At 63.5% G+C, this 22,902-nt stretch carries 21 protein-coding genes; 16 read left to right on the top strand and 5 right to left on the bottom strand.

Annotation, left to right across the window (positions count from 1 at the left end; translation table 11 throughout):
- Positions 1–9: 9 nt before the first annotated feature.
- Entirely contained in the window at positions 10–594 is a 585-nt protein-coding gene (locus AAG813_RS04820; protein WP_341912376.1) for a YqiA/YcfP family alpha/beta fold hydrolase, read from the bottom strand.
- Positions 595–1,248: 654 nt separating this feature from the next.
- Between AAG813_RS04820 and rodA the strand changes: the two genes are divergently transcribed.
- The 8 genes from rodA to AAG813_RS04780 all read left to right on the top strand — a co-directional run bounded on the left by rodA (position 1,249) and on the right by AAG813_RS04780 (position 9,055).
- On the top strand, positions 1,249–2,403 hold the full coding sequence (rodA, locus tag AAG813_RS04815; RefSeq protein ID WP_341912374.1) for a rod shape-determining protein RodA: 1,155 nt from the start codon (positions 1,249–1,251) through the stop codon (positions 2,401–2,403).
- 7 nt (positions 2,404–2,410) lie between these two features.
- The gene (locus tag AAG813_RS04810; RefSeq protein ID WP_341912372.1) at positions 2,411–3,292 is read left to right on the top strand and encodes an NAD(P)-dependent oxidoreductase; all 882 of its coding nucleotides are present in this window, start codon (positions 2,411–2,413) and stop codon (positions 3,290–3,292) included.
- Positions 3,293–3,433: 141 nt separating this feature from the next.
- The gene (locus AAG813_RS04805) at positions 3,434–3,769 is read left to right on the top strand and encodes a YegP family protein (RefSeq protein WP_341912370.1); all 336 of its coding nucleotides are present in this window, start codon (positions 3,434–3,436) and stop codon (positions 3,767–3,769) included.
- Positions 3,770–3,860: 91 nt separating this feature from the next.
- The gene (gene tldD, locus AAG813_RS04800; protein ID WP_341912367.1) at positions 3,861–5,399 is read left to right on the top strand and encodes a metalloprotease TldD; all 1,539 of its coding nucleotides are present in this window, start codon (positions 3,861–3,863) and stop codon (positions 5,397–5,399) included.
- A gap of 14 nt (positions 5,400–5,413) precedes the next feature.
- Positions 5,414–5,989 carry a hypothetical protein gene (locus AAG813_RS04795; RefSeq protein ID WP_341912365.1) on the top strand — a complete coding sequence of 192 codons (576 nt, stop codon included), beginning with the start codon at positions 5,414–5,416 and terminating at the stop codon, positions 5,987–5,989.
- Positions 5,990–6,359: 370 nt separating this feature from the next.
- Complete coding sequence (locus tag AAG813_RS04790; protein ID WP_341912364.1) at positions 6,360–7,484, top strand: 3-deoxy-7-phosphoheptulonate synthase; 1,125 nt, start codon at positions 6,360–6,362, stop codon at positions 7,482–7,484.
- Between the two features lie 130 nt (positions 7,485–7,614).
- On the top strand, positions 7,615–8,640 hold the full coding sequence (locus tag AAG813_RS04785) for a hypothetical protein (RefSeq protein ID WP_341912362.1): 1,026 nt from the start codon (positions 7,615–7,617) through the stop codon (positions 8,638–8,640).
- A gap of 103 nt (positions 8,641–8,743) precedes the next feature.
- Positions 8,744–9,055: a hypothetical protein gene (locus AAG813_RS04780; protein WP_341912360.1), complete on the top strand. Its 312-nt coding sequence runs from the start codon at positions 8,744–8,746 to the stop codon at positions 9,053–9,055.
- Between the two features lie 68 nt (positions 9,056–9,123).
- Here AAG813_RS04780 and mpl read toward each other — a convergent pair whose 3' ends face one another.
- Positions 9,124–10,545, bottom strand: coding sequence for a UDP-N-acetylmuramate:L-alanyl-gamma-D-glutamyl-meso-diaminopimelate ligase (mpl, locus tag AAG813_RS04775; RefSeq protein WP_341912358.1), 1,422 nt, complete (start codon positions 10,543–10,545; stop codon positions 9,124–9,126).
- Positions 10,546–10,780: 235 nt separating this feature from the next.
- Between mpl and AAG813_RS04770 the strand changes: the two genes are divergently transcribed.
- The 8 genes from AAG813_RS04770 (at position 10,781) to AAG813_RS04735 (ending at position 17,526) form a co-directional block, all read left to right on the top strand.
- The gene (locus tag AAG813_RS04770) at positions 10,781–11,425 is read left to right on the top strand and encodes a hypothetical protein (RefSeq protein ID WP_341912535.1); all 645 of its coding nucleotides are present in this window, start codon (positions 10,781–10,783) and stop codon (positions 11,423–11,425) included.
- Positions 11,422–11,961 (top strand): TlpA disulfide reductase family protein, encoded by a 540-nt coding sequence (locus AAG813_RS04765; protein ID WP_341912356.1) that lies wholly within the window; start codon positions 11,422–11,424, stop codon positions 11,959–11,961. Before AAG813_RS04770 ends, AAG813_RS04765 begins: the two co-directional genes overlap by 4 nt.
- A gap of 104 nt (positions 11,962–12,065) precedes the next feature.
- Positions 12,066–12,512, top strand: coding sequence for a type II 3-dehydroquinate dehydratase (gene aroQ, locus AAG813_RS04760; protein WP_341912355.1), 447 nt, complete (start codon positions 12,066–12,068; stop codon positions 12,510–12,512).
- 148 nt (positions 12,513–12,660) lie between these two features.
- Positions 12,661–13,116 (top strand): acetyl-CoA carboxylase biotin carboxyl carrier protein, encoded by a 456-nt coding sequence (gene accB, locus AAG813_RS04755; RefSeq protein ID WP_341912353.1) that lies wholly within the window; start codon positions 12,661–12,663, stop codon positions 13,114–13,116.
- A gap of 7 nt (positions 13,117–13,123) precedes the next feature.
- On the top strand, positions 13,124–14,473 hold the full coding sequence (accC, locus tag AAG813_RS04750; RefSeq protein ID WP_341912351.1) for an acetyl-CoA carboxylase biotin carboxylase subunit: 1,350 nt from the start codon (positions 13,124–13,126) through the stop codon (positions 14,471–14,473).
- A 124-nt stretch (positions 14,474–14,597) separates the two neighbouring features.
- Positions 14,598–15,488, top strand: coding sequence for a 50S ribosomal protein L11 methyltransferase (gene prmA, locus AAG813_RS04745; protein WP_341912349.1), 891 nt, complete (start codon positions 14,598–14,600; stop codon positions 15,486–15,488).
- Positions 15,489–15,530: 42 nt separating this feature from the next.
- Entirely contained in the window at positions 15,531–16,607 is a 1,077-nt protein-coding gene (locus AAG813_RS04740; protein ID WP_341912347.1) for a DUF3426 domain-containing protein, read from the top strand.
- A gap of 16 nt (positions 16,608–16,623) precedes the next feature.
- Positions 16,624–17,526: a carbohydrate kinase family protein gene (locus AAG813_RS04735; RefSeq protein ID WP_341912346.1), complete on the top strand. Its 903-nt coding sequence runs from the start codon at positions 16,624–16,626 to the stop codon at positions 17,524–17,526.
- Between the two features lie 191 nt (positions 17,527–17,717).
- Here AAG813_RS04735 and AAG813_RS04730 read toward each other — a convergent pair whose 3' ends face one another.
- From AAG813_RS04730 to AAG813_RS04720, 3 genes are all read right to left on the bottom strand, one after another.
- On the bottom strand, positions 17,718–18,215 hold the full coding sequence (locus AAG813_RS04730) for a histone H1-like DNA-binding protein (protein WP_341912344.1): 498 nt from the start codon (positions 18,213–18,215) through the stop codon (positions 17,718–17,720).
- Between the two features lie 189 nt (positions 18,216–18,404).
- Entirely contained in the window at positions 18,405–19,610 is a 1,206-nt protein-coding gene (locus AAG813_RS04725; protein ID WP_341912342.1) for a ribonucleotide-diphosphate reductase subunit beta, read from the bottom strand.
- 134 nt (positions 19,611–19,744) lie between these two features.
- Positions 19,745–22,612: a ribonucleoside-diphosphate reductase subunit alpha gene (locus AAG813_RS04720; RefSeq protein ID WP_341912533.1), complete on the bottom strand. Its 2,868-nt coding sequence runs from the start codon at positions 22,610–22,612 to the stop codon at positions 19,745–19,747.
- Positions 22,613–22,902: the final 290 nt, after the last annotated feature.

Genomic DNA, 22,902 nt, shown 5'->3' with positions numbered 1-22,902 from the left:
GGGCCGGCCTCAGGCGAGATCCAGGAAGTCCATCACCTCCGGCAAGTGGCGCTCGAAGTCGCTGATGGCGTGGTCGCCGCCTTCGAGCAGCCGGATGTGCGCCCCCGGGTAGCGGCCGGTCATTTCACGCCAGTCCAGCACCTCGTCGCCCTTGGCGATGAGGGCGAAGTAGTTTTCCGGCCGGGCCGCGGGGCCGCGCTCCAGGGCGCGCAGCTCATCCACAAAATGCGGCTCGAAGAAAAAGTGTTCGTTCGGGTCGTGCCAGGCGGTCTGCTCGCCGATGTACTTCGCCAGGTCGCGCGTCGGATTCACTGCCGGGTTGAGCAGCACGGCCTTGCAGCCGCAGGTTTCGGCCACATGCGTCGCATAAAAGCCGCCCAGCGACGAACCCATCACCGCCATGCTGTCACGCGGCCAGCCGGCGATGCCACTGTTCACCAGTTCCATCGCTTCCCGCGGGGAGGGCGGCAGTTGCGGGCACCACCAGACCACCCCGGGGTGGTGGCTTTGCATCCACGCTGCGACCTGCCGGGCCTTGGCGGATTGGGGGGAGGAGCGGAAGCCGTGGAGGTAGAGGAGGTGGGTGGTGGGCATGATGAATTCTACGTAAAAAGGGGCTCTGGCCAATGACTGGAGCGCGTTAGCAGCTATTGAACTTGTAGCAAATTTATTGCGCTGTCTGTCATCCCGGACTTGATCCGGGATCCATACGTGCTAACTACTTCAGCTCTTCGCTTGTTTGTAGTTCACCAGCAAGCCGGGGGTTGCCCGGCGGCAACTCACTTTTCTTTTGCGTCGCCAAAAGAAAAGTAAGCAAAAGAAAAGGCGACCCGATGGTCTGGGTCCCTCCGCTTCGCTGCGGGCAGCCTCCGGTGCTCGCCGAAAGTGGGGTCGAGCTCGAACTCGCTGCGCTCAGACAATCGCTCGCCCTGATCCACTTTCGGCTGCGCTCCTCGGCCCAGCCCGACGGGTGGGGGAAACGAATGCGGGTTCGGGTATGGGGAGACATGACGCGCAAAGCGCGTCATGTCGGGGCACGCGGCCGTCATGTTTGCACGCGGGCGCAGAACACGTAGCCAAATGAAACTCCCCGCTATCGCCCAGCGGGGCGAGGGAGGGGCGGGGGGAGGGAGTGGGGAGTCCGTCCTACTGTCCAAAGCGGACCACCGGCGCAGCGTGACGCTGTCGAGTGCGGATTTGGACCCTGTAGCGAACCTGCCGGCACCAGCTGGCAGATAATCCTCCTTCATGTCCGCCGTTTTCGACAAACCCTCTCTTTTCCAGCGCGCCGCCCCGATGTTCCAGGGCTTTGACGGCCCGTTGGCGTTTGCCGTTTTCCTGCTGGCCAGCGCCGGCCTGATGATCATGTATTCGTCCGGCTTTGACCACGGCACCCGTTTCATGGACCACGGCCGCAACATGTTGATTGCCGGGGGCATCATGTTTGTCGTGGCGCAGATCCCGCCGCAGCGCCTGATGGCGTTTGCCGTGCCCCTGTATGTGCTGGGCGTGGCGCTGCTGGTGGCCGTGGCGATTTTTGGCATCACGAAGAAGGGCGCGAAACGCTGGATCAACCTGGGCATCGTGATCCAGCCCAGCGAGATCCTGAAAATCGCCATGCCGCTGATGCTGGCCTGGTGGTTCCAGAAGCGCGAAGGGCAGTTGCGACCGCTCGACTACCTGGTCGCCTGCCTGTTGCTGGCGGTGCCGGTGGGCCTGATCATGAAGCAGCCCGATCTGGGCACCTCGCTGCTGGTGCTGGCGGCCGGCCTGGCGGTGATCTTTTTTGCCGGGCTGAGCTGGAAGCTGATTGCGCCGCCGGTGCTGCTGGGGCTGGCCGGCATTTTCCTGGTGGTCTGGTTCGAGCCGCAGCTGTGTGCCGACGGCGTGCGCTGGCCGGTGCTGCACGACTACCAGCAGCAGCGCATCTGTACGCTGCTCGACCCGACGCGGGACCCGCTGGGCAAGGGTTTTCACATCATCCAGGGCATGATTGCCATCGGCTCGGGCGGGGTCTTCGGCAAGGGCTTCATGCAGGGCACGCAAACCCACCTGGAATTCATTCCCGAACGCACCACCGACTTCATTTTTGCCGCCTACTCCGAGGAGTTCGGGCTGGTCGGCAACCTGCTGCTGATCGCCGGCTTTATCTTCCTGATCTTTCGCGGCCTGGTCATCGCGCTGGAGGCGCCCACGCTGTTCGCCCGACTGCTCGCCGGCGCGGTCACCATGATCTTTTTCACCTACGCCTTCGTCAACATGGGTATGGTCAGCGGCATCCTGCCGGTGGTGGGTGTACCTTTGCCCTTCATCAGTTACGGCGGCACGGCCATGGTCACGCTGGGGCTGGCGGTGGGCATCCTGATGTCGATCTCCAAGGCCAAGAGATTGGTGCAAAGTTAAGGTGAGCATGCCCCTGTCCCCCATGACGGTCACCATCATCGGCATCGGCAACATGGGCGGCGCCATGGCGGCCAACCTGCTCTCCCGGGGCTGGGCCGTGCAGGTCTGCGACATCGACCCTGTCAAAGTCGCAGAGTTGAAGGAAAAAGGGGCTTCAGCCCTTTCTGTACCTGCGCAGGCAGCTATCAATTCGGTAGCATTCATTGTCTGTGTGGTGGATGCCGCGCAGACTGACGCCGTGTTGTTCGGCCCCGACGGGCTGGCGTGCATGCTGCAGCCGGGCCACACCGTGATGCTGTGCCCGACGATCTCGCCGCAGGATGTCGAGGCTTTTGCCGGCCAGCTGGCGGCGCTGGGCGTGCACACGGTGGACGCGCCCATGTCGGGCGGTCCGGCGCGGGCGCGTGACGGCTCCATGAGCCTGATGGTCGCCTGCGCACCGGCCGTGTATGAACAGCAGGCGGACTTGCTGCAGGCCCTGTCGGGCAAGGTCTTTCGCATCAGCGACCAACCCGGTGACGGCGCCCGTACCAAGCTGGTCAACAACCTGCTGGCCGGCATCAACCTGGTCGGGGCGGCCGAGGTGCTGGCCCTGGCCGGGCGCCTGGGGCTGGACCCGGGGCGGACCCTGGACGTCATCGAGCAGTCCAGCGGCCAGAGCTGGATAGGCTCCGACCGCATGCGCCGCGCCATTGCCGGCGACTATGCGCCGCGCGCGCATGTGACGCTGCTTGAAAAGGACACCCGCCTGGCGGTGGAAGCGGCCCGGGCTGCTGGTTTCGAGGGGCCACTGGGCGCGCGCGCCAGCGAGGTGTTTGCCCAGGCGCATAACGCGGGGCTGGCTGCGCTTGATGACGCGGCCATTTTCAAGTACCTGGCGGACCGTTAGCCCGGACCTTGAGGCCCGTCGGGCAGCCTGGGGCCGGCACATGGCGTGCCGCGATTCGGGAACAGGTTCTTGCGCTCCAGCCTGGGGTCGGCTACAAAGAAGGGCAAGCGTTGTAATCCCTTTTTCTCAAGGAGAAACCTGATGGCTGGCAAATTCGAACTCAAGAAATCCAAAAACGACAAGTATTTCTTCTCCTTGCTGGCGGGCAATGGGCAGACCATTTTGTCCAGCGAGATGTACGACACCAAGGCCAGCGCCCTCGCAGGCATCGAATCGGTGAAGAAAAATGCTGCGGACGACGACCGGTATGTGCGCCTGGACGGCAAGGACGGATCGCCCTATTTCACCCTGCGTGCCGGCAACAACCAGGTGATTGGTCAGAGCCAGATGTATTCCACGGCTGCCGCGCGCGACAGCGGCATCGACTCGTGCAAAACCAACGGGCCGGCGGCGGCGACCAGCGACCTGAGCGCCTGATCACTCGCCGGCGGTGGTCGGTGTCAGGTGGCATGCGGCGGACAGTAGCCTTGCAGGGGCGGGGCCGGGGCGGACTGCCTACAATGACCGCATGACCTCACTCAAATCCTCGCCGGCCTCGGCCCGCAAGCCAGCCTTTACCGCCGCCCGCGCCGCCCGTCCGAACGCCGACGCCACGTCGGAGCGGCTGGCGATAGCGCAAAAGCTGCTGCTGGCGCCTTTCGGGCTGACCGAGGCCCATTTGAGCCGCGCCCTGGGGGAAATCACCTCGCACGGCGTGGATGACGCCGATCTGTATTTCCAGTACACGCGCAGCGAAGGCTGGAGCCTGGAAGAAGGCATCGTCAAGACCGGCTCCTTCAGCATCGACCAGGGCGTGGGCGTGCGTGCGGTCAGTGGTGAAAAAACCGCGTTTGCCTACTCCGACGACATCTCCGAGGCCTCGCTGCTCGACGCGGCGCGCACCGTGCGCACCATCTCGGCGGCCACCCGCGCCGGCCGTGTCAAGGTGCCGGCGCGCAAGGTCGCGCCGGGGCGCTCGTTGTACCGGGACATGGACCCGATCGCGACACTGGACAGCACGGCCAAGGTCCAACTGCTTGAGCGCGTGGAAAAACTCGCCAAGGCCAAAGACCCGCGCATCGTGCAGGTCATGGCCGGCCTGGCCAGCGAATACGACGTGGTGATGGTGGCGCGGGCCGATGGCACGCTGGCCGCCGACGTGCGGCCGCTGGTGCGCCTGTCGGTCACCGTGATTGCCGAGAAAAAAGTCGCTGGCGTGAGCCGCCGCGAAATGGGTTCGGGCGGCGGCGGCGGCCGTTTCGGCCTGGCCTATTTCGACGAGGCGCAGATCAATGAATATGTCAATGACGCGGTGACCGCGGCCCTGTCCAACCTCGATGCGCGTCCGGCCCCCGCCGGCGAAATGACCGTGGTGCTGGGCCCCGGCTGGCCCGGCATCCTGCTGCACGAGGCGATTGGCCACGGGCTGGAGGGCGACTTCAACCGCAAGGGTTCGAGCGCGTTTTCGGGCCGCGTCGGCCAACGTGTGGCGGCCAAAGGCGTGACGGTGCTCGACGACGGCACGATTGCCGACCGCCGCGGCTCGCTCAATGTCGATGACGAGGGCCACGCCAGCCAGCGCAACGTGCTGATCGAGGACGGCATCCTCAAGGGCTACATCCAGGACTCGCTCAATGCGCGCCTGTCCGGCGTCAAGCCTACCGGCAACGGCCGCCGCGAAAGTTATGCCCATGTGCCGATGCCGCGCATGACCAACACCTACATGCTGGGTGGCGACAAGGCGCCGGAGGAAATTGTCGCCAGCATCAAGAAGGGCCTGTACGCCACCAATTTCGGCGGCGGTCAGGTGGACATCACCTCGGGCAAGTTCGTGTTCTCCGCAAGCGAAGCCTTCTGGGTCGAAAACGGCAAGATCCTGTACCCGGTCAAGGGCGCCACCATTGTCGGCAACGGCCCCGATGCGCTGACCCGCGTCACCATGATCGCCAACGACATGCAGCTCGACAGCGGCGTCGGCACCTGCGGCAAGGAAGGCCAGAGCGTGCCGGTCGGCGTCGGCCAGCCCACCCTGCGCATTGACGGCCTGACCGTAGGCGGCACCGCCTGAGGGCGAGGTGAACCATGAGCGGGGGACCCAGCGCACGTCTGCCGATTGACCCGACCACGCTGCTTCCCAGCATCCAGAGTTTTGGCGAACTCAGCCACTTCCTGCGTTCGGCGATGGCCGACGAGGAGTCGCTGCAGCTGGCCGACGGCATGGGTGGCCTGGCGGTGGGCATCGAAGCCGTGCTGTCAGGCCTGAAGCGCGAGCCCGATCTGCAGGCGCTGGCCGCACCCCTGATGGACCTGATGACCATCCTGCGCGAGCATCGCGCGCTGGTGATTGCGCTCTCTCCGGCCTGGCGCGGCCTTTATGAATACGCGGCCTACCTGGCGGCGCTGAACAACTTCCGTGTGCTGATTGGTCAGTGGCTGCTGGCAGCCAGCCCCCAGGACAAGCCCGGCCCGCCGCCGCCGCAAACCATCCATTTTGAGGACTTCGAGCTGGTGGGGTGGCGTACGCTGGGAGAAGGCATGCTGCTGATCGACATGTACGAACAGCTCAGCGGCCGGGAAGCGGGCGAGTCCGGCTCGGCGGCGCTCGACGAGGCCCGGGTGGAGCGGGCCAGAACCTGGTGGGAACGCTTGCGCGGTTAGGGATGTTTGCCCCCACGTTCGCTCACTGCGTGTAGCTCTCTGCCCCCCGAGGGGGCGCTGCGCCTGCGGGCCGGCGGAGCCGGTTCCGCGGCCCCTGCTTGCAGGAGAGGATATCCCCCGGGTTGGCCATCCAAGGCCGCACCCATCAAAAAATGCATGGCCCGGCAGCTGTGCTACATTCCACCCATGACCTCCGCGAAATCCTATTTTGCTTACTTTTGGTTCTCAAGCGCCTCCGGCGGTAGAGAGATCCTCGCGTAAGCAGAAAAAGACGCAACAGATTCTTGAAAACCGCCGGGACCCCGGCGGTTTTTTTTTGCCCGTGCCATTTGCCGAATCGATTCTTGAACGTTCTTAAAGGAAGCCAGCCATGAATGCCAAAGCCACCCAAGCCAGCGATGCCTGGTATGCGAGTCCTGTCGACAAAACCAGCCAGACCGACGACGAACGCATCAAGGACATCACTGTGTTACCCCCTCCCGAGCATTTGATCCGCTTCTTCCCGATCAGCGGCACCCCTGTGGAGTCGCTGATCACCCAGACACGCAAGAACATCCACAACATCATGGCCGGCAAGGACGACCGCCTGCTGGTGGTGATCGGTCCGTGTTCCATCCACGACCCGGCGGCGGCGCTGGACTACGCGCGTCGTCTGGCCGAGCAGCGCCGGAAATACGCCGGCACGCTGGAGATCGTGATGCGCGTGTACTTTGAAAAACCGCGCACCACGGTAGGCTGGAAAGGCCTGATCAACGACCCTTACCTGGACGAGACCTACCGCATCGACGAAGGCCTGCGCATCGCACGCCAGTTGCTGATCGACATCAACCGCCTGGGCCTGCCGGCCGGCAGCGAGTTCCTCGATGTGATCTCGCCACAGTACATCGGCGACCTGATCGCCTGGGGTGCCATCGGGGCGCGCACCACCGAAAGCCAGGTGCACCGCGAACTGGCGTCCGGCCTGTCGGCACCTATTGGCTTCAAGAACGGCACCGACGGCAACATCCGCATCGCCACCGACGCGATCCAGGCGGCCGCACGTGGCCACCATTTCCTGTCGGTGCACAAAAACGGCCAGGTGGCGATTGTGCAGACCAACGGCAACAAGGACTGCCATGTGATCCTGCGCGGCGGCAAGACGCCCAATTACGATGCAGCCAGCGTGGGCGCGGCCTGCAAGGAGCTGGAAGCGGCCAAACTCCCGGCCACGCTGATGGTCGACTGCAGCCACGCCAACAGCTCCAAGCAGCATGAAAAACAGCTGGAGGTGGCGCGCGAGATTGCCACCCAGGTGGCGGGGGGCTCGCACCAGGTCTTCGGCCTGATGGTCGAGAGCCATCTGCAGCCGGGTGCCCAGAAATTCACGCCCGGCAAGGACGATGCCAAAAACCTGGAATACGGCAAAAGCATCACCGACGCCTGCCTGGGCTGGGATGATTCGCTCCATTTGCTCGATGTGTTGTCCGAAGCGGTCAAAGCCCGACGTGCGCGTTGACGCCGCCTCCCCCAATTGGGGGATGGCGCATTAACCATTTGGTGCTAGATTTGGAACTTCTGGTTACACTTCCATCCCATGCCACGACAGCGGTTGTCACATGGAAGAACCGGTCGTCCACGAAAGCGCCATGTCTTCCGAGCAACCCATCCTCTGTCTAGGTCTGGCTGGTTTTACGCCCGAGCAACGCGAGCGGCTCCATCTGCTGCTCGCTCAATTGCCAACGGGCGGGGCGGTGTGGCGTGTCGGCCCGTTTGCGGAGGCCGATGCCTGGCTGGTCAGTGGTGAAAAAAGCCGGCTGGTGGCCGCCGACACCCTGAAAATCCTGGCCGGCCTGCCCACCGAGCGCACCGTGCAGCTTGATCTGGACGAGGTTGACCGCCCGATCGCCTTCTCGCTGCCGCTGTCCTCTGACGATTTTGACCCCAAGCACACCTTCGACCTCAGCGCGGCTGCCAGCCTGTCCGGGGTGCTGCAGCATTTCGAGGGCTGGTTGCGGCCTTTGCGTTCCCAGTTTGTCCTGGGCGGGCAACTGATCGCGCGCGAGAACGAGTTGCTGCCCGGTATTTATCACGTCAGCCACAGGGGCCAGTTGCTGGCGGTGATGGATTTCCACGAGTGGCGCATCGGCATTTTGCGCAAGGCCGACCCGGCCGATTTCGAACTGGCCCAATGGGACCGGCGCCCCCTGGAGGCGCACGACATCCCGAGTCATTTTCTGCGCAGCAGCCTGACCCATTTGCGCTGGATCTATGCGCAGCGCACGGAGCGCGACGTGTTGCCTTCGCGCTACCGCAGCAAGCCGGTCTATTTTCGCCATGCGCCCGCCGTGCCCATGCGCTGGATCAGGGACTCGCAGCTGATCCTGTTGCGCGAACTGTCGCAGGCAGCGGGCGACTTTGACGCCTTGCTGCGGCGTACCGCGTTGACACACGCCCAGCTGACGCGGGACCTGGCCAGCCTGTATTTCGCCGGTTCGATCACCACGACACCCGACAAGGCAGGAGCCGCCACCTTCACCGGCGGGGAGGACAGCCTTCCCGGGAGAAGCCGCAACGGGCTGGCACAGGCGCTGCCGGGCGCACCTGCGGGTCCACCGACCCTCCCGGTGCGCAAGCACGACCTGACGGCGCCGGCGCAACTGGGCCGCCAGTAAGCCTGCGGGCGGCCTGTGCTGCCGGCGCGGGTTTTAGCCGATTGCCGGAGCGGACGGCGGCGTTCATGCTGGCAGGCATTCCGCTTCGATACCGAGGAAACCCATGTACAGCGAAGTCACCGTCACCTTCAAAAACAGCCCGCCCGTGCGGATGGACCTCAACGAGGTTCAGCCCATGCCGCACGATGTGGCCAGGGCCTGGCTCGACGAGCAGTTCACCCAGATGGGTTGCGAGCCGCTGCGGCCCACCGGCAAGCTGCTGATGGCCGACAAGGTGCTGGTGGTCGCCCAGGCCGCCGGCCCGCAGCAGTTTGCCGATGCCGCCTGGGCCCAGGCCTTTGCGCGGGCGGCCAGCGCCTCGCTGGCCAAGCCGGTGATTCACATCGATGTGCCGGCGATGGCGGTCAGCTACTGAGTTTCTGGATGATTTTGGCCTGCAGCCATTGATGGGCGTGCGCAGGCAGCTATCAAAAAAGTAGCAAATCAGCCGGCCTGCAAGGCCTCCAGCAAGCGCGCGTGGATGCCGCCAAAACCGCCGTTGCTCATGCACAGCAAGTGGTCACCGGGACGCGCCGCGGCTGTGACCTGCGCCAGCAGCTGGTCGAGGTTGTCCGCCACCTGCGCGCGCGCGCCCATGGGGGCCAGCGCGGCCCGGGCGTCCCAGTCCAGTCCGCCGGCATGGCAGAACGCCAGGTCGGCCTGCTCCAGGCTCCAGGGCAGTTGGGCCGTCATGGTGCCCAGTTTCATGGTGTTGCTGCGTGGCTCGAAGATCGCCAGGATGCGCTGGTCGCCGCCCGCGCTGGCCAGCTGGCGGCGCAGTCCGTCGATGGTGGTGTGGATGGCGGTCGGGTGGTGCGCAAAGTCGTCATAAACGGTGATCGTTCCGCCGGCACGCGCCACCGTGCCGCGCACCTCCATGCGCCGCCTCACGTTCTCGAAGCTGCCCAGGGCCTCGGCGGCCGCTTGCGGCGCCACGCCCACATGCTCGGCCGCGGCGATGGCGGCCAGCGCATTGAGCTGGTTGTGCACGCCACTGATGGCCCATTCAACGCGCGCTACTTTGCGGCCGTCGCGCAGCACGTCGAAAGCCGCGGGTTCGCCCTGGGCGGAGAAGCCTTCGGCCGCGGAGCCGCCGAAAAGTACCCGCTCACTCCAGCAGCCCTGGGCCAGCACGCGCGCCAGGCTGTCTTCGCGGGCGTTGACCACAATCCGGCCGCTGCCGGGCACGGTGCGCACCAGGTGGTGGAACTGGCGCTCGATCGCCGCCAGGTTGTCGAAGATGTCGGCGTGGTCGAACTCGAGGTTGTTCAGAATGGCAGTGCGCGGCCGGTAGTGGACGAACTTGCTGCGCTTGTCGAAAAACGCGGTGTCGTATTCGTCCGCCTCGATCACAAAGGTGTTGCCGGTGCCCAGCCGTGCCGACACGCCGAAGTTCAGCGGCACGCCGCCGACCAGAAAGCCCGGCTGCAGGCCGGCAGACTCCAGAATCCAGGCCAGCATGGCCGTGGTGGTGGTTTTGCCGTGCGTGCCCGCGACAGCCAGCACATGGCGCGGGCCGGTGGGGTGGTGCGTCGGGTGGTGCAGTACATGGCCGGACAGCCACTGGGGACCGCTGGTGTAGGGCACGCCAGCATTGAGGATGGCTTCCATCAGGGGGAATTTGGGTTTGCCGCTGGCGTCATGCGCGCGGGACACCACATTGCCGACCACAAATACATCCGGGGCAAACGCCATCTGGTCGGCGCCATAACCCTCGATCAACTCGATCCCCAGCGCACGCAGCTGGTCGCTCATCGGCGGGTAGACGCCGGTGTCGCAACCGGTGACCTTGTGCCCGGCCTCGCGCGCCAGCGCGGCCAGACCGCCCATGAAGGTGCCGCAGATTCCCAGAATATGTATGTGCATGCAGGTATTCTAGAAGCCACGCGGCGGGCAGGGCGGACGTCGCCGCTCACTGCTTTTTGCCGGAATTGTGATGAAATACGGCGGTAGCCCAAACAGGACATGCGCAAGCAGCTATTTATTTCATAGCATTGCAGAATGTACGCGCTGTAAGCGTGCAGGCCGCTTTTCCCCGCGCATGCAACTTTACCGCTGGCGGGCGGGTCAACCGCATGCAGAATCATTCATGCGGCCGCCGATGTGCAGGCGGCCCTTCATCGCCGAGAACCCTACCGTGAACACCCACACCCTGAAACTGGAAATTGCCGCCACCGCCGCCGCGCTGGTCGTGGAAGAAGGCCTGGAGTACGGGCCGGCCAAACGCCGCGCCGTCAAGCAGATGGACCTGCCCGGCCGCAGCGAACTGCCGGGCAACGACGAGGTCGAAGACGCGGTGCGCGAGTACATCGCGCTGTTCTGCGCCGAGACCCAGCCGGCCGAGCTGGCCGCGTTGCGTGCGCTGGCCCTGACCTGGATGCAGCGCATGGCGCAATTTCGGCCCTACCTGGGCGGCGCCGTCTGGCACGGCACGGCCACGCGGCTGTCCGACATCTACATCCAGCTGTTCTGCGACGACCCGAAATCCGCCGAAATTGCGCTGATCGACCACGATGTGGATTACGAACCCCGCACCGTCACCGGGTTCACCGGCGACAGCGTCGAGGCGCTGAGCGTGCGCAGCCTGTGCAAGCCGCTGCAGGAAACGGTCGGTGTGCACCTGATGGTCTATGACCACGACCACCTGCGCGGTGCGCTGAGGCCAGATGCCAAAGGCCGCAAGCCGCGTGGGGATCTGGCCGACGTGCAAAAATTGCTGATGGCCACCCAGGAAACCCCTTCATGAACCGCCGGCAACTGATGCTGGGCGGTACGGCTGCGGCGGCCGCACTCGCGGGCGCGGGCGTCGCCTGGTGGCAGTTCCAGCCGCATGGCGTACCCGCCGCCGCGAGCGGGCAGGGCGCAACGCGCGACCCGTTCTGGGCGCAATCCTTTGACACGCCCGACGGTGCCAGCCTGGCGCTGGCCAATTTTTCCGGCAAACCCCTGCTGGTCAATTTCTGGGCCACCTGGTGCCCGCCATGTATCGAGGAACTCCCTCTTCTTGACAGCTTTTACCGGGAAAACAAGGCTAAAAGCTGGCAAGTTCTGGGTCTGGCCGTGGATCAACCCAGTGCGGTGCGGGCCTGGCTGCAGCGCAAACCGCTGGGTTTTCCGGTGGCGATGGCCGGCTTCTCCGGCACCGAGCTGAGCAAGTCGCTGGGCAACCTGTCCGGAGGGCTGCCCTTCACCGTGGTGTTTGGCGCGTCCGGTCAGCTGCTGCATCGCAAAAGCGGCAAGGTGACGCCCGAGGATCTGGCCCAGTGGGCGCAACTGGCCTGAGAAGCGGGGGTGGGGGGAGATGAGTCCTGGTCGCCGGCCGGGTATCGCATGGATATGGGGTAAAGTTCGGGCTTGCCCGGCGGCCGGCCGGGAAGGAGGCAGCATTGATGAACTTACTGGTATTGCATGGACCGAACCTGAACCTGCTCGGAACCCGGGAGCCGCAGGTTTACGGGGTGACGACGTTGGATCAAATTAACGAAGATTTGGTCAAATTCGCCGCAGATCGCGGCACATCGCTACAGACTTTTCAGAGCAACCATGAAGGTGCGCTGGTTGACCGCATCCAGCAGGCGCGCACCGACGGCACACAGTTCATCGTCATCAACCCGGCGGCTTTCACGCATACCAGCGTGGCGATCCGTGATGCCCTTGCTGGCGTGGCCATTCCTTTCGTGGAGGTGCATCTTTCCAATGTTCACCGCCGCGAAGCCTTCCGCCACCACTCCTATTTTTCGGATCTGGCGGAAGCCGTGATGGCCGGGTTCGGGCCGGCCGGTTACCGCTATGCGGTAGACTTCGCCCTTTCGCGTCTGGCTAAAATAGCCTGAATTAATAAAATTAGCTGATTTTTAAGCGCCGAAGGGTATAAAAAGCGGAATGTAGGCGCAAACCAGCGCCGCCGTTCGCCCGTCATGCCGTCGGCAACATGAATCTCGGAACCGCCGTCTCGAGGCGCCCACCGTCGTTGGAGAAACCATGGATCTAAGAAAACTCAAGACACTGATTGACCTCGTTTCCGAGTCCAATGTGTCTGAACTGGAAATCACCGAAGCCGAAGGCAAGGTCCGTATCGTCAAGTCGGGCGGAACGCCCATGGTGATGCAGGCCCCCATGGCCATGATGCCGGCACCGGTGGCCGCTCCGGCGGCCGGCGTGCCGGCTGCACCGTCCGAGCCGGCCGCACCCGCTGCGCCCGCCGGCCATGCGGTCAAGTCCCCGATGGTCGGCACCTTTTACCGTTCCTCGAGCCCCGGCGCCAAGGCCTACGTGGAAGTGGGGAGTCAGGTCAAGGAAGGCGAGACCATATGCATCATCGAGGCCATGAAAATCCTCAACGAGATTGAAGCGGACAAATCCGGCACCATCACCCGCATCCTGTGCGAGAACGGTCAGGCGGTGGAATACGGTCAGCCGCTGTTCATGATCGAGTGACCGCCGCATGTTCAAAAAGATACTGATCGCCAACCGCGGCGAAATTGCGCTCCGCATCCAGCGGGCCTGCCGGGAACTCGGCGTCAAGGCCGTGATGGTGTATTCCGAAGCCGACCGCGAGGCCAAGTACATCAAGCTGGCGGACGAGTCGGTCTGCATCGGCCCGGCACCGTCGGCGCTGAGTTACCTCAACATGCCGGCCATCATCTCGGCCGCCGAGGTGACGGACGCCGAGGCGATCCACCCCGGCTACGGTTTCCTGAGCGAAAACGCCGACTTTGCCGAACGGGTGGAAAAAAGCGGCTTCAAGTTCATTGGCCCGTCGCCCGAATCGATACGCATCATGGGTGACAAGGTCTCGGCCAAGCAGACCATGATCAAGGCCGGCGTGCCCTGTGTGCCGGGGTCCGAAGGTGCCTTGCCGGACGACGCAGCCATCATCAAGCGCACGGCCAGGCAGGTCGGTTACCCCGTCATCATCAAGGCCGCCGGCGGCGGTGGCGGGCGTGGCATGCGGGTGGTGCACACCGAGGCAGCGCTGCTGCACGCGGTGCAGACCACCAAGGCCGAAGCGGGCGCTGCCTTTGGCAACCCCGAGGTCTACATGGAGAAATTCCTGCAGAACCCGCGGCATATCGAAATCCAGATTCTGGCCGACCAGTACAAAAATGCGGTCTGGCTCGGTGAGCGGGACTGCTCCATGCAGCGCCGTCACCAGAAGGTGATCGAAGAGGCGCCGGCCCCGGGCATTCCGCGCAAGCTGATCGAGCGTATCGGTGAACGCTGCGTCGCGGCCGTCAAGAAAATTGGCTACCGTGGTGCCGGGACCTTCGAGTTCCTGTACGAAAACGGCGAGTTCTACTTCATCGAGATGAACACCCGGGTCCAGGTCGAGCACCCGGTGACCGAGTGGGTCACCGGCGTGGACATCGTCCGGTCGCAGATCCAGATTGCGGCCGGCGAAAAGCTGCCCTTCACCCAGCGCCAAGTCGAGATCAAGGGCCATGCGATCGAATGCCGCATCAACGCCGAAGATCCCTACAAGTTTGTGCCGTCGCCAGGGCGCATCACCACCTGGCACATGCCGGGCGGGCCGGGCGTGCGGGTGGACTCGCACATCTACACGAACTACTTTGTGCCGCCGAATTACGACTCCATGGTCGGCAAGATCATTGTTCACGGCGACACCCGCGAGCAGGCCCTGGCCCGCATGCGCACCGCGCTGGCCGAAACCGTGGTCGAGGGCATCAACACCAACATTGCGCTGCACCGCGAACTGATGGTGGATGCCAAGTTCATGGACGGCGGCACCAACATCCACTACCTTGAAGAGTGGTTGTCGCAACGTGACAGGTGAACATGTGGCCCCCACGGTTGCCCACTTCGTGTGGCTCCCTGCCCCCCGAGGGGGCCGCTGCGCCTGCGGACTGGCAAAGCCAGATCCGCGGCCCTGGCTTGAACTGGCTGCTTGCCGATAAATCATGTTTGAACTGATTCTTCTGGCACCCGTTGCCCAGGTCGAAATCCTCAGCGAGGCGCTTGATGCGCTCGACGCACTCAGTGTGTCGGTCGAAGATGCCGATGCACAGACGCCTGCCGAGCAGGCCCTGTTTGGCGAGCCCGGCATGCCGCCACCCAAGGCCGGTTGGGAGCGTTCGCGCGTGGTGTCGCTTTTTTCGGATGAAGCCGGCGCGCGCGACGCCGCCAGCGTGCTGTCCGCGCAGGACTTTTTTGCCGGTTGCCGGCTGGTGGCCATCCAGGCGGTGCCCGAGCAGGACTGGGTGCGGCTGACGCAGTCTCAATTTACGCCGGTGGAAATCACCCCCGAGTTCTGGATTGTCCCGACCTGGCACGAGCCACCCGCGCAGGCCCGGCAGGTGATCCGGCTGGACCCGGGGCTGGCGTTTGGCACCGGTACCCACCCGACCACACGCATGTGTTTGCGCTGGATTGCGGGCCAGGGCGCGGCCGGCAAGTCGCTGGGGCGTGTGCTCGACTATGGCTGCGGTTCCGGCATTCTGGCCATTGGTGCGGCCAAGTTCGGTGCTTCCAGCATCGATGCGGTTGATATCGATGAGGCGGCCGTGCAGTCCACGCTGGCCAATGCCGAGGCGAACCATGTCAGTCTGACCACCGGCCTGCCCGACAAGGCCGAAGGCATTTACCAGACCGTGCTGGCCAACATCCTGGCCACGCCGCTCAAGGTGCTGGCGCCGCTGCTCTGCGCGCGTGTGGCTCCCGGCGGTGCGCTGGTGCTGGCCGGCATTCTCGAGCGGCAGGCCGACGAGCTCAAGGCTGCTTATGCGCCTTACTGCCAGCTGCAGGTGGCGGACCAGGAAGACGGCTGGATACTGATGACCGCCCGGCTCTGAGCGGACCCGCACCCTGACACGCCCCGTACAATAAGGCCCTAAATGAGCCTGATTACGCGCTGTTCTGCCTGCGGCACGATGTTCAAAGTCGTGGCCGACCAACTCAAGATTTCGCAAGGCTGGGTGCGTTGCGGGCACTGCTCCGAAGTTTTTGACGCAGCAGCCAACCTGCAGCCCTACGCCCCCCCGTCCAGCGCGTTGCCCACTGATGTTTCGGTGCCCGCGGTACCTTCTGCCCAGCCTGAACCGCCGGTGGGCAGCGACCGGGCGGCCTCCGTGGCACCCATGCTGGTGGCGCCCTCGGCGGAGCCTGAGCCCGACTGGTCGGATGCCATGCTGATGGAGGAGGCGGAAGAGGCGGCACTGGTTGCCGCGCCTGCCCCGGTGCCGGAAGTCCAGGTGTCGCCGTCGCCCGACCTCGCCGCCGACGTGTTCGCCTTTTCGGTGAGCCCCGAGCCCTCCGACTTTTCCGCAGCGGCTGCACCCGCAGCGCGAGCGGGCTATACGGAAAGTGCGTTCAGTGAATCGGAGGCCGCTGAACCCGACCCTGTTCACGAGGTGTCGTTTGTGCGCGAGGCCAGGCGCGATGCGTTCTGGCGCAAGCCCGCGGTGCGTGTGGCGCTCGGATTGGCGGCATCGGTGCTCCTGGCCGCCCTGCTGCTGCAGGTCGCCCTGTTCCAGAGGCATACGCTGGCCGTGTCGCAGCCCTGGCTCCGTCCGGCCTTGTACACGCTGTGCGCCTCGCTGCATTGCGAGATCAGGCCGCCGCAGCAGATTGAATCGGTGGTGATCGAGAGTTCGACCTTCAACAAACTCGCCGCCGATGCTTATCGGCTCAAGGTGGTGATCAGGAACGCAGGGGCGATCCCCCTGGCCCTGCCGTCGCTGGAGCTGACACTGACCGACACCCAGGACCAGGCGCAGCTGCGGCGTGTGCTGAGCCCGGCCGAACTGGGCGCCACCGCTCCAACGCTGGCAGCCGGCGCCGAATTCTCCGGCGCGCTGGCGATCAGAATTCTGAATTCCCCACCCGACGCCAACGCGTCCCAACCGTCGCCCGCGCGGCCTTCCGCGCCCCTGCGGATTGCCGGCTACCGGGTCCTTGCTTTTTATCCCTGACTGAATCGAGATCTCCATGCCTGCTGTAATTTGTGGTTCCCTGGCCTTTGACACCATCATGACGTTCGAGGGACGCTTCGCCGAGCAGATCCTGCCCGACCAGCTGCACATCCTCAATGTGTCTTTCCTGGTGCCGGCCCTGCGCCGGGAGTTTGGCGGTTGCGCCGGCAACATTGCCTACAGCCTGCAGCAGCTGGGCGGAACACCCTTGCCCATGGCGACCGTGGGGACCGATGGCGCCGAGTATGTGGCGCGCCTGAACACACTGGGCATCAGCACCGAGTTTGTCAGGGAGGTGGGAGACACCTACACCGCCCAGGCCATGATCATGACGGACCGCGACAACAACCAGATCACCGCCTTTCATCCCGGGGCGATGGGCCAGGCGCACACGACCCAAATCGCGCCGCGCGCCGATATCAGCATCGGCATCATCTCGCCGGACGGGCGCGATGCCATGCTGCAGCATGCCGAGCAGTTCAAGGCCGCCGGCATTCCTTTTGTGTTCGATCCCGGCCAGGGCCTGCCGATGTTTGACGGCCAGGACCTGGCCCATTTTGTCGAGCTGGCGAGTTGGGTCACGGTCAACGACTACGAGGCCAAACTGCTGTGCGACCGGACCGGTTTGTCCTGCGCCGAGATATCGAAGCGGGTGCAGGGCCTGGTGGTCACGCTGGGTGCGCACGGTTGCGAGGTCTGGGTGGACGGCGACAAGACGCTGGTCGCGCCGGTGGTCGCCACCGAAGTGGTGGACCCGACCGGTTGCGGCGACGCTTTTCGCGGGGCCCTGCTGTTCGGTCTCGAAAAAGGCTGGTCGCTGGTGCGTTGCGCCGAGCTGGGCAACCGTGTCGGCGCCCACAAGATTGCCTTCCGCGGCGGCCAGAACTACACACTCACCACCGCTGAAACCGGCCTGTAGGCGAAACTCAAAGCAAAAAAGGTCTCCAGCCCTTTCCGGGCGGGCGCAGACAGCTATTGAATTTGTAGCAATTCGATGCCGACGCGGCCGGCTGTCCTGAAATGGGCGCGGGCCATGCCTTGCCCCTCACCCAGAAAACAAAAAAGCCCGGCATCTTGCGATGTCGGGCTTGAGGCCAAGGGCCTTACTGCTTACGGCTTGCTGGCTGTTGGAAACGGCCAGGCAGCTTGCGGGTTCAGAGTTGTCTGAGCCGCAGGGGCAGCCGGAGCAGCAGGAGCTTTGGCAGCGGGTTTTTTCGCGGCTTTCTTCGCAGCGGGCTTTTTCGCTGCTTTCTTGGCTGCTGGCTTTTTGGCAGCGGGTTTCTTCGCAGCAGCTTTCTTAGCTGGCGCTTTTTTCGCTACTTTTTTCGCCGCAGGCTTTTTAGCTGCTGCTTTTTTCGCAGCAGGCTTTTTAGCTGCTGCTTTTTTCGCAGCAGGCTTTTTCGCCGCTACTTTCTTGGCCGGGGCTTTTTTCGCTGGCGCTTTTTTCGCAGGAGCTTTTTTAGCTGCTACTTTTTTCGCTGGCGCTTTTTTGGCCGGGGCTTTTTTCGCTGCTACTTTTTTAGCAGGCGCTTTTTTCGCCGCTACTTTTTTCGCAGGGGCTTTCTTCGGAGCAGCTTTTTTAGCCGCAGTTTTTTTCGCAGTTGCCATAGTTTTCTCCTTGATCACATTGCAAAGATCACTTCACGTCTGGAGTACGCGAAGCGATTCACGGCGTTGGGCTGTCGGCGAACCGGGCCCAGCGCCGCGAACACGGGAGCAAAGCCCAACGCGCGCACTTCTGCGGTGCGGTCAGTGGTCAATGCAAGTCTGGAAATCATTGTTGTGTCGGCTTGTCTGTCAGTCCCAGGAGAGAGCACCACCGGACTGGTACTCGATCACACGGGTTTCAAAAAAGTTGCGTTCCTTTTTCAGGTCGATCATTTCGCTCATCCAGGGGAACGGATTTTCCTCGTTCGGGAACAGCGTTTCCAGGCCGATCTGCGTGGCCCGGCGGTTGGCGATGTAGCGCAGGTAACCCTTGAACATGGAAGCGTTCAGGCCCAGCACGCCACGGGGCATGGTGTCCTCGGCGTAGCGGTACTCGAGCTCAACCGCCTTCATGAACAGGGCCTTGATCTCGGCCTTGAACTCGGCAGTCCACAGCAGCGGGTTTTCAAGCTTGAGCTGGTTGATCAGGTCGATGCCGAAGTTGCAGTGCATGGACTCGTCGCGCAGGATGTACTGGTACTGCTCGGCGGCGCCGGTCATCTTGTTCTGGCGGCCCAGCGCCAGGATCTGCGTGAAGCCGACGTAGAAGAACAGGCCTTCCATCAGGCAGGCGAACACGATCAGCGACTTCAGCAGGGTCTGGTCCGCTTCCTGGGTACCGGTCTTGAAGTTGGGGTCCGAGATCGCATCGATGAAGGGAATCAGGAACTGGTCCTTGTCCCGGATCGACTGCACTTCGTTGTAGGCGTTGAAGATTTCGCTTTCGTCCAGGCCCAGCGATTCGGTGATGTACTGGTAGGCGTGGGTGTGAATGGCTTCTTCAAACGCCTGGCGCAGCAAAAACTGGCGGCACTCGGGTGCCGTGATGTGCCGGTAAGTGCCCAGCACAATGTTGTTGGCGGCCAGCGAGTCGGCGGTGACGAAGAAGCCGAGGTTGCGTTTGACCAGGCGGCGTTCGTCTTCGGTCAGGCCGTTCGGGTCTTTCCACAGCGCGATATCGCGCGTCATGTTGACTTCCTGCGGCATCCAGTGGTTGGCGCAGCTGGCCAGGTATTTTTCCCAGGCCCATTTGTACTTGAACGGGACCAGCTGGTTCACGTCGGTCTGGCCGTTGATGATGCGTTTGTCGGCGGCTTTGACGCGATGGGTGGTGGGCGCCACGGCGGCCGGTGCTGCGCGCATGCCTGAAGAAGTCAGGGCGCTGTCGTCGAGCATGCGGGCTGCAGCATGGGGCTGCAAAGAAAGAGGCGGAAGTTCCATCGAGCTCCCTTCAGGAAGGGTGCTGGCAAGAGGTTTTTGCAACGATGGTTTAGCTTCTTCGTCCCAGGTCAACATAGATGTTTCCAATAAGTTGGATTATGAAAGCAGCGATACAAAATGAAAAGTGTTCATTCACATCGCTCTGAATTAGTGTTGCTCAATTACATCGAATCAGGCGCCGGATTTTTCCGGCGCCGTGATCCGTTTTTTTATTGGCAGGCCTCACATCCTGGATCGTCGATCGCGCAAAACTTGATGTCCGTCGCAGGTGATGCACTCATCTGCGCCTGCGCTGTGGCTGCCGCCGCATCAAGTGCGTTCATGCTGCCGGTGTCGTCGGTGTTGCCGGAGGCCACGGCATTCATCTTGCCGGCTTTCACGGTGGATTTTTCTGCGTGCGTCGCGCTCATGGTGCGCAGGTAGTAAGTGGTCTTCAGGCCGCGCAACCAGGCCAGCTTGTAGGTGTCGTCGAGCTTCTTGCCCGAGGCGCCGGCCATGTAGATGTTGAGCGACTGCGCCTGGTCAATCCATTTCTGGCGGCGTGACGCGGCCTCGACCAGCCAGGTGGCATCTACCTCGAACGCCGTGGCGTACAGCGCCTTGATGTCCTGCGGCACGCGGTCGATGGGACGCAGCGAGCCGTCGAAGTGTTTGAGGTCCACCACCATCACGTCGTCCCACAGGCCCAGGCGCTTGAGGTCGCGCACCAGGTAGTGGTTGATGACCGTGAATTCGCCGGACAGGTTGGACTTGACCGAGAGGTTGCCGAAGCAGGGCTCGATGCAGGCATCGACGCCGATGATGTTGGAGATGGTGGCGGTCGGTGCGATGGCCACGCAGTTGGAATTGCGCATGCCATCTTGCGCGATCTTCTGGCGCAGGGCGTCCCAGTCCAGCGTGACCGAGCGATCCACTTCCAGATAGCCACCGCGCTGCTTGGCCAGCAAGTCCAGCGTGTCCAGCGGCAGGATGCCCTGGTCCCAGAGCGAACCCTTGTAGCTGGTGTACTTGCCGCGCTCCCTGGCCAGTTCGGTCGAGGCCCAGTAGGCGTGGTAGCAGACGGCTTCCATGGATTTGTCGGCAAAGTCGACCGCGGCATCCGACGCGTAGGGAATGCGCAGCTCGTACAGGCAGTCCTGGAAACCCATGATGCCCAGGCCGACAGGGCGATGGCGCATGTTGGAGTCGCGTGCCTTCTTGACCGCGTAGTAGTTGATGTCGATCACGTTGTCCAGCATGCGCATGGCCGTGGTGATGGTCTTCTTGAGCTTCTCGTGGTCGACGGCGCCGTCTTTCAGGTGCTGGACCAGGTTGACCGAGCCGAGGTTGCAGACCGCGGTTTCGGTGTCGCTGGTGTTGAGCGTGATCTCGGTGCACAGGTTGGACGAATGCACGACACCGGTGTGTTGCTGGGGTGAACGCACATTGCAGGCATCCTTGAAGGTGATCCAGGGGTGGCCGGTCTCGAACAGCATCGAGAGCATCTTGCGCCACATGTCGATGGCCTGCAGCTTGCGGGCGGGCTTGATTTCGCCGCGCTCGGCCTTGGCTTCATAGGCGACATAGGCCTTTTCGAACTCGATGCCGAACTTGTCGTGCAGGTCGGGCGTGTCTGATGGCGAGAACAGCGTCCAGCTGCCTTTTTCCATCACGCGGCGCATGAACAGGTCGGGAATCCAGTTGGCGGTGTTCATGTCGTGCGTGCGGCGGCGGTCGTCGCCGGTGTTTTTGCGCAGTTCCAGGAATTCCTCGATGTCCAGGTGCCAGGTTTCAAGGTAGGCGCAGACCGCGCCCTTGCGCTTGCCGCCCTGGTTGACCGCCACGGCGGTGTCATTGACGACTTTCAGGAATGGCACGACGCCTTGCGACTCGCCGTTGGTGCCCTTGATGTGGGCGCCGAGTGCGCGCACCGGCGTCCAGTCGTTGCCCAGCCCGCCGGCAAACTTCGACAGCAGCGCGTTTTCCTTGATGGCGTCGTAGATGCCGCCCAGGTCGTCGGCCACCGTCGTCAGGTAGCAGGACGACAGCTGCGAGCGCAGCGTGCCCGCGTTGAACAGCGTGGGGGTGCTCGACATGAAGTCGAACGAGGACATGATTTCGTAGAACTCGATGGCGCGGGCTTCGCGGTCGATCTCGTCGAGCGACAGGCCCATGGCCACGCGCATGAAGAACGCCTGCGGCAGCTCGATGCGCTGCTTGCGCACGTGCAGGAAGTAGCGGTCGAACAGGGTCTGCAGGCCGAGGTAGTCGAATTTCAGATCGCGCTCGGGCTTGAGCGCGGCGCCCAGGCGCTCCAGGTCAAACTGCTGCAGTCTTTCATCGAGCAGCTCGTTTTGCACACCCTTGGCGATGAACTGGGGAAAGTACTCGGCGTAGCGGGTGCCCATGTCTTCCTGGGTGACTTCCTCGCCCAGCACTTCGCGGCGGATCGTATGCAGCAGCAGACGCGCGGTGGCGTAGGTGTAGTCCGGGTCTTTTTCGATCAGGGTGCGGGCCGCCAGGATGGATGCCTTGTAGACCTCGTCGATCGGCACGCCGTCGTACAGGTTGCGCATGGTTTCCTGCACGATCGGGTCGGGCTTGATCTCGGCGCCCAGGCCGGCGCAAGAGGCTTCGATCAGCGCCTGCAGCTTGCCGATGTCCAGCGTGACTTTTTTGCCGCCGTCCAGCACATGCAGCTGTGGTGCCTGGGTGGCTGGCGTCTGCGGCTGACGTGCGCGCTCCTGTGTACGTTTTTCGCGGTACAGCACATAGGCGCGGGCGATTTCATGGTGGCCGCCGCGCATCAGGCCGAGCTCGACCTGGTCCTGCACGTCTTCTATGTGGAAGGTGCCGCCGCCCGGGCGTGAGCGCATCAGGGCGCGCATGACAGCCTGGGTCAGGCCGTCCACGGTTTCGCGCACGCTGGCCGACGCCGCGCCCTGGGTGCCGTGCACCGCCAGAAAGGCTTTCATCATCGCGACGGCGATCTTGTTCGGCTCAAACGGAACCACGGCGCCGTTGCGGCGGATGATCTGGTAGTGGGCCAGGGAGCTGGTTTGGGCGCTGCTGGCAGGAGACTGGTGTGCGACAGGCATGCCGGCGGGGGTAGGGACTGCGTGTTGGGCGGTTTGCATGTTTTCCTCGTTGTGCTTTGTTGTTGGTGAGTTCGATGTGATTCAGGACAGGAAGAAGGGCTGACGGTTGCCTGTGGCTGGCTTGGTGGCGGGCTTTCCTTGGGCTGTTGGGCACCTGAATCCATCCATCGGATATAGGGCTAAGACACTATACCTAGGGTCTGGAGTGATTTCAAGCACTACAGGTAGTGTATCGGTCCTGAATCGCTGCGGCACGGTCCGCTTACTTTTTGTGGCTTTTTTTTGCAGGA

The organism is Polaromonas sp. YR568 (genome assembly GCF_943371715.1).
In the GTDB taxonomy this organism is placed as follows: Bacteria; Pseudomonadota; Gammaproteobacteria; order Burkholderiales; family Burkholderiaceae_C; genus Polaromonas.
This window is presented reverse-complemented; position numbering and strand designations above follow the sequence as displayed.